Raw genomic sequence first — 14,428 nt, forward strand, 5'->3', positions numbered from 1 at the left:
ATCAATGCCCTCCGAGCAATTCAGCCGCAGCCATCGCGCAGCTTCTGCTGGCGCTGGTGCCGGCACGTCCGTGCAGTTCGAACCAGTCGGCGCTCAATCCGCAGCCGCAGCTTGTACCGGCATGCAGGGTGGCGAGATCACTCATGACCACCGCATGGGCAGGGCTTGAGGAGATGAAAGGTGAAACGAACCCAAGCAGGCCGCGCCGGCCATAGGGCAAGACGCTGAAGTCGACCGGGTCGCGTACATAGGCTTTGGCATACACCGGTACATGGAAGTGGTGGTGACTGCATTCGATATATGGCACTGCATGTTCGACCGCGCCGTAGCCATCACGGCAATGCGCGCCATCGATGCCCAATTGCTGGTGGATGCGTGCATACAGCTGCGCTTTGGGGACTTCCTCGGTGGCCCGGGTTTTCCAGCCTCCACCAAAAAACGCCAGAGAGCCTGATGGCAATTGCAGGTCTTTCACGGAGGTTGCCTGCATATGCTCGAGGGTCTGCCAAAGGAAGGCGGGGAAACCGAAAATCCGTACCGGCAAACCTTCATCGGCAAACGACTGCAAAGCGGCGGTCACTCCGAACACATCGAATTGATGTCCGTCGCCAGTGTTGCGCAACGCATAGGCGACTCGATTGGTTTTGGCAAAACGACACAGGAACTGGTCGGTGTAGGAGGTTCCCAGGCTGATTTGCCCCTGCGGTTCATAGCTCAACAGCAGGTAGTTGCACGGTGTGTCCGGGGTGTTCCAGCCGTAATGCTGGAAAATTCGCTCGACCATGTATTGCGCACCGGCAATGCTGCGCTCGTCATAGCGCATACGGCTTTTCTGGCCGCTGGTGCCGTAGGAAGTCAACTCCATGGCGTTCTCTCCCGTTGAGCTGAGCAGCAATTTTTGCTTGAAGAAGTTGGCGAAGATCGCCGGCAAACGCGACCAGTCATCGAGACTGTCCAGATCGCTGGCCTGCAAGCCGTTGGCATTCAGCCAGTGCTGGTAGCCCGGTGTCTGCTGACAATGAAAGTGACTGATTTCAGCCATCGCCCGGTCGAACAGACCGGCCGGCACGGAATCGGCGCAATAGGGCTGCGGCAACGCACACAGCGCATCGCCCAGGGGGAAGTGATTAATCATCAATATCCATCATCCAGAAGGAAGCAGGGGTGAGTGCACCCCGGTCAGGTGCGTAGAACCCGCTGCAACAGGGGCAGGCACAACAGGCCACCGATGGCGGCCCACAATCCAAAGAGTTCGAGGCTGGCGCCGCCTCCGAGTGTCGCCATCAACCAGCCGCCAGCGCCCATGACCGCGATCGAAAGCATGCCGATCATGGCTGACACCAGGCCTTTGCTGTCATCGCTGGCAAACAGGGCGATTCGATACAGCACCGCGTTGCTCATGCCCAGGCCGACCGCATACACCGCCAGCGCTGTGACCAGCGCCGGCACGGATTCGTCAGTCAGCATCGAGCCGAGCAGGGCAAGCAACCCCAGGCAGTAAGGCCAGAGCGCCAGGCGAACCAAGCGCGGTAGTGCGTGGGTTGGCAGCAGTCGATCCAGTAGCAGGTTGCCGACAATGACGGCGGCAAACACCGGTATTTGCCACAGGCCATATTCCACGGCAGACAGGCCTTTCCATTGCATCAACAGCAGGGGGGCAAGGCCGATCCAGGCAATCAGTGGCAGGCTCATGAAACCCAGCGCAAGGCTTGCGCTAAGGAAGGTGCGATTGTGCAGTAGCGCTGCGTAGCGTCGTAAGACGTGCCTCAATGACAGCGGCGTTGGCGCCAGGTGCACGCCATCATTGCGCTGCGCGCCAATGGTTTCCGGCATGCACGACAGCAATAACAGCCAGGCCAATGCGGTGGCAAACCCCAAGCCGAAAAACAGCTGCCGCCAACTCAACCATTCCAGCAACAGGCTGCCCAACAAGGGTGCGAGTAGCGGGGACAGCAATGCAACGTTGCCGAGCAACGCCATGAGTCGCACGGCATCGCCCTCGCGAAAAACCTCCTGCAGTGCCGGATAGCTGACGGCGACGACAAAACCCAGGCCCATGCCCTGGATCAGGCGCAATACGTTGAATGCTTCGATCGAGCGCGTTGCGGTGGCCGCCGTAATGGCTACACCAAACAGAGCGCAGCCGATCAACAACAAGCGTCGTCGTCCAAAACGATCGGATAACGGCCCGATCAGCCATTGCAGGCAGACTCCGCCGATCAGGTAAAGATTGAATGCATTTGGTACGTGGCGGGCGTCTGCTTCGAACTCCTGAACCACGCCGAGCATGGCTGGCATGATCATGTCGCTGGCCATGTAGGTCAAAAGTTCGAAGAGAGTAATGGCCAGGCAAAATCCAATGATTTTTACCGGACCAAGGACGATGAGTGTTCTCTGCATTGCAACCTTTTCTCTTCTGTCAAAAACCTGTTGCATAGCCTAGGAGTGCTGGGTTTGGTGGCATAACACTTTGCTGCGACAGAAGATTTCAAAAAGTACCTGCTTGTTTCGGCACTCCTCCGCGCTCGCTGGCGGCTCCTTGATAAAATCTGAAGCAAAAAAAATGCCCACCAGAAGGCGAGCATTTTTTGCTTTTGAATCAATGGGAGCAGCCATCACTCAGCGGGGCGAGCAATCCTGTTCTATCGATGGTAGTAGCCAGGACCACCGCCATAATAGCGATGATGGTCAGCGTGCCACCCGCCGTGGGGAAATATGATGCAACCACTCAAGGTCAGCACGGCAAGCAGGGGAATCAGCCAGGCGATTCGACGGAACATTTCTACAATCCTCATGGTTACGCCGCCATGAAGCCAAAACTCTTCAGCGGCTGTAACATGAGACTCCGGCAATTGCCGCGCATCCCCGAAACAAGGTATGTGCCTGGCATGCAAGCGGATACGAACCGGATACATTCCAACGCTTCAGGAAACTGCAATGACTCAGTCGCAACGCTTGAAATACTCGATTCTGATCGCCCTCATGGTGCTGGCGATCATGCTCGGCCTGTCCTGGCTGCAAAACGCCGGGACGATCAGTGAGAAAACGTTCCAGTACATCGCCATTGGTGTGGCGGTAATCGTGGTAGTGATCAACGGCGTGATGCGCCGCAAGGTCAAACCCTGACGGCGACTGCGCTTTGCATCACTCGTTGTCGAGAATCGCAGCAGCCTGCGGGTGCAGGCTGTAGCTCTTGTCGGCGTTGATGGTGATCACGCCTTCGGCGCACAAACGCTTCAATACTTCGCGCACGCTGAGAAACGACAACGGAATGTCCAGGTCGAGCAATTGGCTGTGCACGCCACGTACGCCAAGGCGACGCTGGCTTTGCGCAGCGCTCAGCAGCGCGTCAATGACCTTCAGACGAATCAGGCTGGTGCGCAGTCCGAAGCTCTTGAGCAGCAGGCGGATTCGCTCATTGCCGTGACGCTCGATCCTTTGTCCGAAATCGCTGGCGCTGGGGCCCATGGAAGCTCCTTGTGGCGCCTGGCTACCTTCCGTTGGTAGTTGCGAGTTGTACATACGGTGACTCCTTTTCAGGACCTGATCAGGAAAGGGTTTTTTAGTGCTCTCTCTAAACAAGACGTTTCAGCACGGCAAATCATGAAGGGCAATATGTATAAAATTTGTCGCTTATTTGTCGTTTCCCCGTAATCACGGCACCACATTGCTGTCGGCCTGCCTAAATTTTTTTTCGCCGATTCGTTTCCTGAACAGCCGCAATGCGCCCAGGCGCGTGCATCAATTTCAGATCGGCTCCGGCGAAACAGGTATTTTCAACGCCATGCCCGGGCCGATCCTTGCCTTATCGATCAGGAGCGAGCGTGATTATTTCCAGGCAGTTAACCGGGTTGGCCCTTGCTGGCATGTTTCTCGGGCTGAGTCTGTCAGCCCATGCGCTCAGTCCCGCCACGCAGGCCAGCGCCGATATTCGTCGCACCGCTTTTGGTGTGCCGCACATTCGCGCCGAGAACGAGCGCGGCCTGGGTTTCGGTATTGGCTACGCCTATGCGCAGGACAACCTGTGCTTGCTGGCCAATGAGATCGTTACAGTGAACGGCCAACGCTCGCGTTATTTCGGCCCGGACCAGTTCACTGTCGAGGAGCGTGAAAACCGGGTCAGCGATGTGTTCTTCACCTGGCTGAACACGCCCCAAGCAGTGCAGGCATTCTGGCAGGCACAACCCACCGAGGTGCGCGACCTGATGCAGGGTTATGTCGCCGGCTATAACCACTATCTCGCCGAGCGTCGTCAGCAAGGGTTGCCGCAACAATGCCAAGGTGAATGGGTCCGTGATATCGCCACCGAAGACCTGGTCAAACTGACCCGTCGTCTGCTGGTTGAAGGCGGTGTCGGGCAGTTCGCCGAGGCTCTGGCCGGCGCCACACCGCCGCAATCCAGTGCGCAGGTCGTGCAGCAATCACACGCCTGGCAACTGGCCGATACGCGTCAACAACGCTTTGCCCTGGATCGCGGCAGCAACGCAGTGGCGGTGGGCAGCGAGCGCTCTTTCAATGGCCGAGGGATGTTGCTGGCCAACCCGCATTTCCCTTGGGTCGGTGGTATGCGTTTCTATCAGATGCACCTGACCATTCCTGGCAGACTCGACGTCATGGGGGCTGCGTTGCCGGGGTTGCCAATGATCAACATTGGTTTCAATCAACATCTGGCCTGGACCCACACGGTCGACTCTTCCAAGCACTTCACCCTGTATCGCCTGCAACTCGATCCGAAGGATTCGACGCGCTATCTGCTGGACGGCAAATCACTGCCGCTGAACAAGCAGACGGTGACCGTGCAGGTCAAACAGGCGGATGGCCAGGTCGTGCCAGTGTCGCGTGATATCTACAGCTCGCAGTTCGGGCCTATCGTACAGTGGCCGGGCAAGCTTGACTGGGATCATCAATACGCGTTCAGCCTGCGCGATGCCAACCTCGAAAATGACCGGGTGCTCAATCAGTGGTATGCGATGAACCGGGCCGCGAATCTCAAGGATCTGCAGGATTCGGTACACAAGATTCAAGGCATTCCGTGGGTCAATACACTGGCGGTAGATGACAAGGGCCAGACGCTGTACATGAACCTGTCAGTAGTGCCGAACGTCAGCGCCGACAAGCTCGCCAAGTGCAGTGATCCGCGTGCCGGCTTGCGGATGATCGTGCTGGATGGTTCTCACAGCGGCTGTGCCTGGGATATCGATCCGCAAGCCGCGCAGCCGGGCATTTATGCCTCCAGCCAGTTGCCGCAATTGCTGCGAAAAGACTTCGTCCAGCATTCCAACGACTCCGCGTGGCTGGCCAACCCGGTGCAACCGCTGACAGGTTTCTCGCCGCTGATCAGTCAGGACAGCCAACCGCTGGGCATGCGCTCGCGCTTCGCCCTGAATCGCCTCGCCTCGCTGGAGAAGAAAGGTCCGTTGGCGGTGCAGGATCTGCAACAGATGGTGATGGACGACAACGTCTATCTGGCGAGCCAGGTATTACCGGACCTGCTGAAATTCTGCGCGAATGACCTTGGTGCGGACGCGAGCAAACTGAAGCCGGTCTGCGCCAGCCTCAAGGCCTGGGACGGCCGCGCGAACCTGGACTCCGGCAGCGGCCTGGTGCATTTCCAGAACATCATGCAAACCCTGCAGGAATCACCGCAGATCTGGCGTGTCGCGTTCGACCCGAAGGCCGCGCAAAGCACGCCGCGCGGGCTTGCCATCGAACAGCCTGACGTCAGCAAAGCCGTGCGCGAAGCGATGTTGGCCTCGCTCGAACTGAGCAGCAAAATGGGCATCAAGCCTGATACCCGCTGGGGCGATATTCAAGTGGTCAGCAGTGGCGGTCAGCAAACCGCGATTCATGGCGGGCCAGGTACTCTCGGCATCTACAACGCCATTCAGAGTGTCCCGCGTGAAGACGGCAAACTCGAAGTGGTCAGCGGTACCAGCTATCTGCAAGTGGTGACCTTTGATGACAAAGGGCCGCACGCTCAGGGGCTGCTGGCCTTCTCGCTGTCCAGCGATCCGGCGTCGAAATACTCGCGTGACCAGACCGAAGCGTTTTCGAAGAAACAATGGAGCGTCTTGCCCTTCACTCAACAGCAGATCGAAGCCGATCCGCAGTATCAGGTACAGACCATCAGCGAAGCGGCAGATAAAGCGGCGAAGGTGGCTGCGCAATAAGCCTCTGCACCGGTATGAGAAAGCCGCCGTCCTCTGATTGAGGGCGGCGGTTTTTTTTACTGACAATTGTCTGTGGCGCCGGACCTGGTCGGCATGCAGTGCACTGTATTTGGGCTGTGCAGCAGCTGGAACATTCGAGGTGGCGAAGGATTTGAAGGGCTGAACCGAGATTTGCATGGGGCTGCTGCGCAACCCATCGGGGATAAATCCCCACGCCACAGGTGCTGTCAGGGCTTCGGTGGATGCTTGGGAATCGAGTTGATTACCGGATTGCCTTCAGCATTGCGGGTCAGGTAGACCGGCAACACTTTGGGCAGGGAGTTGACGAGGCCGTTGATCTCTTTGATGTTGTAAACGCCGCCCACGCGGATCGCGCCGGTGCTGGTGTCGGCGAGCATCAGCGGGTTGTTCAGATAGCGGTTGATCAGGGGGAGCGCTTCGTTCAGTGCGAGGTTGTCGAGGACCAGTTTACCGTTGCGCCAGGCCATTGAGTTGTCATTGGCGTAGGTCTGGCTGATTTGCGGCGTGTAGTCGCCATGCCTGTACTGCGCCCGCATCGACGGGCCGAGACGCAGGCCATCGCCGTGCAATGCCGTGTTGCTGGTGACCAGCACCGAGCCTTCGACCAGATTGACGCGTACCAGATCTTCGTACATCCACACGTTGAAGCGAGTGCCGGTGACGCGGATTCGACCTCCGGCAGCCTTGACGATGAAGGGGTGCGTGACGTCGTGACTGACGCTGAAAAACGCTTCGCCCTTTTTCAGGGTGACCTGGCGCTCGTCCTTGTAGTTGCTGTAGGTCAGCTCAGTATTCAGGTTCAGCTCGACCTGACTGCCATCGTTCAAAGTGACCTGGCGGACATTGTCCCTGGCTTCGAAATGCTGATAGCTGTTGGGCAGCCAGCCCATGTTCCATCCGGTGTAGGCGGCCAGCGGCAGGCCCAGCGCGAATACGCAGGCGGCGACGGCGTATGGATGCCAGGCCGGGGCCGGTTTTAGGGCCGGCAGCGTTTCGACGGGTTCCGGACGCGGCAGATGCTCGGCGACGTCCCAGATTTCCAGCATGGCTTCATATTCGAAGGCATGGAGCGGATGCGCATCGCGCCACTGCTCGAATGCCAAACGCTCCTCGGCGGAGCAGTCGACTGCGTGCAGACGCATGCACCAATGCGCGGCGGCATCGGTGATCGCATCGTATTCGGCTTCCGAGAGGGTGTCTTCGGTCATTGACTCATCCTGGTTTGCTGCATTCTAACCTTGCGAACCGTTGGTCGAGAACAACCGTCATGGCAATTACCCATCAATTTGGAACTTATTTTCCTCGCCGACACCCAAAAACAGGACGTCTGAGGAACATCATCCATAAATGGAGTGAAAAAATGATCAAAAGAACCTTCGCAGCTTTCGTGGCCACTGCCGCCTTGTTGAGTGCCGGCGCGGCCATGGCCGACCGACCGGGTGCGGGATGGATCACCATCGAGAAGGCTATCGAGATTATCAAGACCAAGGCCGGTTACGTCGAAGTGTATGAGATAGAAGCCGACAACAACGGTTACTGGAAAGGCGAGGGGCGCAAAGCCGATGGCGTGGTCTACGAGTTCCGCATCGACGGTGCCTCGGGCAATGTGTTGCGCGATCAGAAAGACTGATATCACCGCGTAATAAAGCGATGCGCAGGCACCCTTGCCTGCGCATTTTTTGTCTGTCAGCTCAGCGCTTCATTCGGGCTGGTAACCGGGTCAAGTTGCCGACCCATTTCGCAGATCAGAAAAGCGATCGAATCGGCGTTGCGCAAAATTGTGTCGATGCGCGGGTGTGGATTGGATCTGCTCAGAAATGCCGTTCGCGCATCCTCGACGGTTGGGCTCTGCGTGACTTTGAGAATTTCCTTGGCGACATGCTCGATACCTGGAATCTCATCGAAGCTGATCCACTCCTGCAGTTCATTGCTCCAGCGTGCAAACAGCTCCTCGCGCGGTGTTTCGAGTGACAGGGCTTCGCGCTGGAATCGCGTCTGGTTTTCTTTCATCGCCGCGCCGTAACCGGTAATGGTGGCAATCAGGTCACTGAACGGCCGCCGGGCTTCGAGGGACGCGATGTCCACTGCCTTGTTGGCCTGATGGGCGAATTCATGGATCAGCGTGGATGCCTGGGCATGCCCCTCGACGTTGAACGGCTGGGTGAGGCCGACCTTGTACCAGTCGAGTTCCTGGTTGAAGAACTTTTCGGTGAAATGCACCATTTTCCGCGAGTCGTCATCAAGCACGAAGGCGATCAGCCCGCTGTTGCTGTATTTGTTCGAGCCGACGACGAAGCGGTCGGTGTTCATCAGGTCTTCGGTAGGGTCGACCAGGGCATTGCAGATCGGCACGATGGTCTTTTTGATCTTGGCGAGAATGTCGGCATCGATGCGTTGCACGCCGAAGAACGATTTGAGGAACGTGTCCAGTCGCGTCCCGGGGGCGTGGTTTTTCAGTTGTGCCATGTTGTGCAGGCTGTTGAGCGCATAGTACCGGGCCATGTCGACGGCCTGGGTCAACATCCGTGCCTTTTCCGGGTGCCTTGCGCGAATCTCGGCCATGCCCTGAGCCTGGATGTTCAACCAGACCCGGGCTTCTCGCTCGTTGGCGTGGCGGTTGTACATTTTGGACAAGGCTTTGCCGAAATGCACGGTGTGCCGGTCGGTATCGATAATCAGCTGTCGGGATGCCGTGTGTTGCAATACCGGGCCTGCCTGTTCGGCTCCCTTGATCTGCCAGACCGCTCCAGGCTTCTCCACTGGATAGACCTTGCCGGCGATCGGCGCATAGAGGGTTTTCGTCGGCAGATCCTCATAGGTGCCATCCGCCACTTTATGCGTCAGGTCTTTCAACGCAACCGTGGGTGTTTCGAACGTTTGCAGATTAGTGCGAGACGCCGCAGTGGGGCGAATCTCCTGCCATTTGGGCGCGCTGGGCGTTGTTGCGACGGGCTCCTGCTGAATCGATGCTTCTTTTGTAATCAATGTCGATTCCAGTGACAGCCGACCGAGAGAGATCATTTCCGCAGCGCCGGCAATGAACGTTTCCAGTGCGCGCTTCCAGTGATGATCCTGTAGCGCCTCGGCGGAGTTCATGGCGTCCTTGAAGGCTTGCCAGAGAAACTGCACATAGGCGAGTTTGCCCGGCAGCAGTCCGCGAACGAGTTTGATGCCGGAGCTGAAAAGGTTTTTCGCCACTTCCCAGTCCTCTTGTGCCGACGGCAACGAATGACTGCTCAGCAAGCGTGGCAACAACGCAAGGTTGTCACTGAACAGTTGCATCAGCGCATTGCCGTCGACAGCTTTTGACGCCAGGGTGATTTCGCTGGTTTGCCCGATACTGTCCTTGAACAGCGCGCCGAATATCGATTGTTCGCTGGCGGGCAACCGTCGCAGCAGCAAGTTCTGTAGTGCCCCCGGAATGTTGAGGGCGGAGATGACAGCAGCTTCATCGGCAAATTCGCTGAACGCTTGTTCACCGTGGTACGGCGTATACAACACTTGTGGCCCGGGTTTGCCGGATGCGGGGCCGATCAGGTACATGCCAAGAGCGGTGACGGCTTTTGCTCCGGCGGTTTTGATCAGCGCCAGTGGACGCAACAGCGCATCGGCCCCCGGCACCCTTGCGCGCGCGGTGGCATCCGGCATGTCGAGTACCTGAGTGATCAGGTCGAAGGCCATAGCGCTCAACCGCTGTTGCAGTTTCAATTGATGAGCGTGTTGCAGCAGTTGCCAGGGCAACTGACGGACATAGCGCTGTTGGCGCGCTTGGGCATCGCTATTTTTGGCTGAGAGTGCGCTGGTAAGCTTGTTGGCGAACGTCGAGCCGATATCCAGCGATAGCAGCAGACTGCGGATTGCTTGCTGGTCGATATTCTTCGGCAGCACGGCGTTCGTACCCGACGTCACCTTGAAGCTGGTTTGCTGGGCGGTGTGGCTATGATTCAGGGCGAAATCGGTGAGGCTCATGGCAGGACCGGCCAAGGCCAGCACCGGGGTGATCGCGATGTGCCGGGGATCAAGGTCCGGTGCCTGGAAACGGCTGGACAACAATGACTGCAGGGTTTGCTGAACATAGTCATGCAGGGTCGGCAGCCCGTGCAGATAGTCTTTGTCATCAGTGACGCTGTTGCACCACTGCTCAAGTATTTCGAGGTGCAGTTGCTGATCGCCAAGTGCGGCCATGCCCAGCCATACCGGCAGCGACTGTTGCCTGCCGAGGGCTTTGGCCAATGCGCTGGCGTGATGCAGATTGCTGTCGATCACTTGCAGGCTCAGGGTCTTGAGTGCTTGATCTTCTACCGATTTCTGCAGTTTCAGGTCACGTAGCCATTTACCTCGCTGGAGAAAGTGTTCGATCGTCGATTGCATGCGGTCATGCAGCACGTTTTCGCTGATCAAATGGAAGTCAGCGAAACGGAAATTCTGGTGAAAACCTTGGCTGAGTGGTGAGAGATTCTCCAGCAATAGCAGACGTTTTTCCGGGCTGAGCAGGCGCTGGTTCAAGGCTTGCCGCGCTGTATCAATCGAGCCGAAGACTTCGAGGCCCAGCGCCGGGGTCCACAATATAGCGTGCCCAGAATGCTGATTATCGAGGCCACCGCGCTCGGTCAGCAGGAGACAGTTCGCCAGTGGCGAAAGCTCGCTCTGGCCGGTGGCCTGCAAGCTGAGTGAAAAGGCATCGGGACGGAAGCCGTTAAGGCCCTTGCGTCGAGCGCGGTCAGGTTGGCCGGGGTTGAACACCGTGTCGACAATTGCTTGCTCATGATGCTGCAGCGTACCGTTGAGTACGCGGACTCTGGCCTCACCGGTCATGCCGACAAACAACGCATGCGCCAGCTTGTCTTTAATGTTGCCCAGGTACTGGGTTTGCAACGCTGACGTTGTTAGCGGCTGTGCAAAAAATTCGTCGCTGATGGCGCTCAGCACACTGGTGAACGTCTTGAATTCGGCCGCCGCCCTATCCGCTGTCACCATCGATGGCAGCAGGCTGCCACTGAGCGCCGGGCGGGTAGTCCAGCGCTCGTCAGTATCGAGTGAGAGCAGGCGATCATGGAGCATCGAGCGGACATCCAGCGCTTTATCGAACAGCGCGCGGATGTCTACTGCACCGTCACTGTGACGAAATACCTGCAAGGCATATTCGATGTTCTGGCGTTGCTTGGTGATGATGCCGGACAGCAGCACGGCAAAGATGTCGCCAGCGATCACTTCACCTGAGACATGAGGTTCGTCGAAGCCAAGAAACTTTTGGCGTTCCTCCAGGCTCAGCAAACCATAAAGTTCCTCCTCATGGCCGGCAGCGCTGAACTTGCTCAGCAGGGTATTTTTCAGATCCTGATAATCCGCGAGCACCTGCAAACCCTGAGATGGGGTGTACAGGCAGGCGTCGGTGTGGCTGAACATCAGCGAACCTGCCAGCTCGACGAAGTTGGGCTGGTATTCCCACAAACGCACGGTTTCCAGCGTGGCTAACCGGGGGGAATCGCTATCGGGTTCGATCCATGCCAACAGGCCGGCGCATTTTTGCGCGTCGATGATGCCCGCCTCGCGCTTGAGCATAATGTCGGTGAGCGCCTGCTGGCGGAGGGCCTGAGTGAAGAAGGCATGGCGCGTATGGCCATCGGCGCTTGCGCCGTTCCAGTAAACCTCCATCTGTTTGTACAGCTGCGCCAGCAGGTTGACGGAGACGTTTTTGACTGCGCTCTCCCAATGTATTTGATCGTCAGCCTCGGCCAGCCGATGCGGATGGGAAAATACATGGGTCTGATCGGCGGGCCATCCGCCATGGCGGTAATACAGGAGCACGGCATCAGCCAGTGTCATTGAATCGGGCCAGCGTCTCGGGCGGGTTGCTTCCGGGCTGTCTGCGCCTGCGTGAAAATCGAGGCGGGTCTGCGTCTGATTCACACCCGGCATCGTTGATGCCAGCAGGTCGGCGAGGATGTTCTCAAGCAGCGTGCCGAGCGCGGGCAGGTGCAACAGTTCGTCGAGCAAGGCCTGGGCATTGAGACTTTGGCAGTGTTCGAGGGCTGCGCGTTGATCATCGAATATATCGCCGTCGATGAGCTGGGGGGTTACGGTTATACCGCGCTTTTCCAACAGATATTTACGTTGCGACAGGGCGAGAAACGCCAGTAACCGATCCTCTTCGTCAGCATCGTTGAGGCGCTGTTCGAGGTGCTCGGTCAGGACCTTGAGGCTGGCGAACTTCTGCAATCCTTCAAACGGCGTGTAAAGCAGGAAAGCGCGGTCTTCGGGGGTGGTGCTGAGGATGAAACTGCCTGCCAGCGGTAGCGCCGGTGATTCTGCGGTGTTGAGCAGCAAGCGATGGACAAGCATGGGCGGCGTTTGCTGACTGCGCAGGGCCTGGGTGGCCAGTTTTACATGCTGCAGCCAGTTGAAGTCCCGGATGGACAGGTCGTGTGCAGTGCGGAGTCCGGCCCATAGGCCAGGAGAGTCTAGAAAAAAGGGGAACAGCAGCGGGGGAACGGAAGCGGGCATTGTCGGGTCTCGATCAGGCGCCGTTGAGTGCGCCGGTGAATTGAGCGGCCAGACTAAAAGCCTTGCGATGAGAGAGGGTGGTACATAGTTACCGCACGTTAGAGGCTCGAATGTGCATGGGCGCTTCGGCGAGCGCTTCGGAACGGTTGACAGCACCCGGGCCTGACGTGGTTAATCGCAGGGCAAGCTATTAGTACGCTGTTGTTCCCTCCAATAATTAGTCTGGAGCTTCAGATGTCTGCGCCACACGATGCTGTGTCTTCTGCTGTCTCGCCCGCGTTGTCGCTCGAAGCGCTGACGCAGTTGCTCGAAAAGGTTTTCCTGCGCCACGGAACGTCCGCGCTCGTCGCCCGCACGCTGGCGGCCAACTGTGCCGGTGCCGAACGTGACGGCGCCCACAGTCACGGCGTGTTTCGTATCCCCGGTTATGTTTCGACACTTAAAAGCGGATGGGTCAACGGTCAGGCCGTGCCGCTGGTTGAGGACGTGGCGTCCGGGTTCGTGCGGGTCGATGCCGGCAACGGCTTTGCGCAACCGGCGCTTGCGGCGGCCCGCCCGCTATTAGTGGAAAAGGCACGCAACGCCGGGATCGCGGTGTTGGCAATTCGCAATTCCCATCACTTTGCCGCGCTCTGGCCGGACGTCGAGCCTTTTGCCGAAGAAGGTCTGGTGGCGCTCAGCGTGGTCAACAGCATGACCTGCGTGGTGCCGCACGGCGCCGACCGGCCGCTGTTCGGCACCAATCCGATCGCATTCGCGGCCCCGCGTGCCGGCGGCGCACCGATCGTCTTCGACCTGGCAACCAGCGCCATCGCCCATGGTGATGTGCAGATCGCCGCGCGCAAGGGCGAGCGCTTGCCACCGGGTATGGGCGTGGACGGCCTCGGTCAGCCGACCTGCGATCCGAAAGCCATTCTTGAGGGCGGGGCATTGCTGCCATTCGGCGGGCACAAGGGCTCGGCGCTGTCGATGATGGTGGAGTTACTCGCGGCGGCATTGACCGGGGGCCATTTTTCCTTCGAGTTCGACTGGTCGAATCATCCGGGCGCGCGGACGCCATGGACAGGTCAGTTGTTGATCGTCATCGATCCGAGCAAAGCCGCGGGGCAGGACTTTGCCGCGCGCAGTCAGGAGCTGGTGCGACAGATGCATGGGGTGGGATTGAAGCGCTTGCCGGGCGATCGCCGCCATCTGCAGCGCACCCGCTCAATGGCCGAAGGCATTGTGCTGGATGAGCAAACCTTGGCGCAGTTGCGCGAATTGGCCGCGGATTGAGTGCGTTCCGGACACGAAAAAGGCGAGCCACGGGGCTCGCCTTTTTCTTGTCTGTTACATGCTCGCGATGATTCAACGACGACCGAGCAATAACCCGACCACCAGGCCGAAGCCCGCCGAGATTGCCACTGTTTGCCACGGATGACCGCCAATGTAGCTCTCAGTGGCATCGACGGCCGGCTTGGTGCGGTCGCGCACGCTGGAAACCGAGTCCAGCGCCTGCTGCAGTTTCAGGGCAATTTGCCCGCGCAGGGTTTCCGCTTCTTCACCGACCAGCGATGCGCTGCTCTTGAGCAGTTTGTCCGACTCTTCGATCAGAGCCTGAAGTTCGCTGAAGGCCTGATCCTTGATTTGGTCTTCGGCCGCTTGAACGGCGGATTTGCGGGCCATTGGGTGACTCCTTACAGGTGAATGGACAGTGATCAATGGAGTGTGACGCAGCGTAAAAAGTTGCACTG

10 protein-coding genes are annotated in these 14,428 nt (G+C 58.4%); 4 read left to right on the forward strand and 6 right to left on the reverse strand.

All coding sequences use genetic code 11. The annotated features are described in order from the left end of the window. Position 1 precedes the first annotated feature (1 nt). Both CQ009_RS18985 and CQ009_RS18990 read right to left on the reverse strand, forming a co-directional pair. Positions 2 to 1,132 (reverse strand): acyl-protein synthase, encoded by a 1,131-nt coding sequence (locus tag CQ009_RS18985; RefSeq protein ID WP_105708233.1) that lies wholly within the window; start codon positions 1,130 to 1,132, stop codon positions 2 to 4. Between the two features lie 47 nt (positions 1,133 to 1,179). Next, complete coding sequence (locus CQ009_RS18990; protein ID WP_105708153.1) at positions 1,180 to 2,400, reverse strand: MdfA family multidrug efflux MFS transporter; 1,221 nt, start codon at positions 2,398 to 2,400, stop codon at positions 1,180 to 1,182. Between the two features lie 537 nt (positions 2,401 to 2,937). Between CQ009_RS18990 and CQ009_RS18995 the strand changes: the two genes are divergently transcribed. Then, the gene (locus tag CQ009_RS18995; RefSeq protein ID WP_064391103.1) at positions 2,938 to 3,126 is read left to right on the forward strand and encodes a hypothetical protein; all 189 of its coding nucleotides are present in this window, start codon (positions 2,938 to 2,940) and stop codon (positions 3,124 to 3,126) included. Positions 3,127 to 3,144: 18 nt separating this feature from the next. Here CQ009_RS18995 and CQ009_RS19000 read toward each other — a convergent pair whose 3' ends face one another. Beyond that, positions 3,145 to 3,522, reverse strand: coding sequence for a fe2+ zn2+ uptake regulation protein (locus CQ009_RS19000; RefSeq protein ID WP_064391104.1), 378 nt, complete (start codon positions 3,520 to 3,522; stop codon positions 3,145 to 3,147). Between the two features lie 302 nt (positions 3,523 to 3,824). Here CQ009_RS19000 and CQ009_RS19005 point away from each other — a divergent pair, with 302 nt between their 5' ends. Beyond that, positions 3,825 to 6,170: an acylase gene (locus tag CQ009_RS19005; protein ID WP_105708155.1), complete on the forward strand. Its 2,346-nt coding sequence runs from the start codon at positions 3,825 to 3,827 to the stop codon at positions 6,168 to 6,170. Positions 6,171 to 6,397: 227 nt separating this feature from the next. Here CQ009_RS19005 and CQ009_RS19010 read toward each other — a convergent pair whose 3' ends face one another. After that, on the reverse strand, positions 6,398 to 7,399 hold the full coding sequence (locus tag CQ009_RS19010) for a FecR family protein (RefSeq protein ID WP_105708157.1): 1,002 nt from the start codon (positions 7,397 to 7,399) through the stop codon (positions 6,398 to 6,400). Between the two features lie 152 nt (positions 7,400 to 7,551). Between CQ009_RS19010 and CQ009_RS19015 the strand changes: the two genes are divergently transcribed. Then, complete coding sequence (locus tag CQ009_RS19015) at positions 7,552 to 7,821, forward strand: PepSY domain-containing protein (protein ID WP_064391107.1); 270 nt, start codon at positions 7,552 to 7,554, stop codon at positions 7,819 to 7,821. A 56-nt stretch (positions 7,822 to 7,877) separates the two neighbouring features. Here the strand turns inward: CQ009_RS19015 and CQ009_RS19020 are convergent, their stop codons facing one another. Continuing rightward, on the reverse strand, positions 7,878 to 12,695 hold the full coding sequence (locus CQ009_RS19020; protein WP_105708160.1) for a dermonecrotic toxin domain-containing protein: 4,818 nt from the start codon (positions 12,693 to 12,695) through the stop codon (positions 7,878 to 7,880). A 234-nt stretch (positions 12,696 to 12,929) separates the two neighbouring features. On the opposite strand from CQ009_RS19020, the gene CQ009_RS19025 reads away from it, so the two are divergent. Then, entirely contained in the window at positions 12,930 to 13,970 is a 1,041-nt protein-coding gene (locus CQ009_RS19025) for an Ldh family oxidoreductase (RefSeq protein ID WP_064391109.1), read from the forward strand. A 72-nt stretch (positions 13,971 to 14,042) separates the two neighbouring features. Here the strand turns inward: CQ009_RS19025 and CQ009_RS19030 are convergent, their stop codons facing one another. Further along, positions 14,043 to 14,360 carry a YqjD family protein gene (locus tag CQ009_RS19030; protein ID WP_016982860.1) on the reverse strand — a complete coding sequence of 106 codons (318 nt, stop codon included), beginning with the start codon at positions 14,358 to 14,360 and terminating at the stop codon, positions 14,043 to 14,045. Positions 14,361 to 14,428 lie beyond the last annotated feature (68 nt).

It is taken from the genome of Pseudomonas sp. MYb2, from assembly GCF_002979955.1.
Taxonomy (GTDB): Bacteria; Pseudomonadota; Gammaproteobacteria; order Pseudomonadales; family Pseudomonadaceae; genus Aquipseudomonas.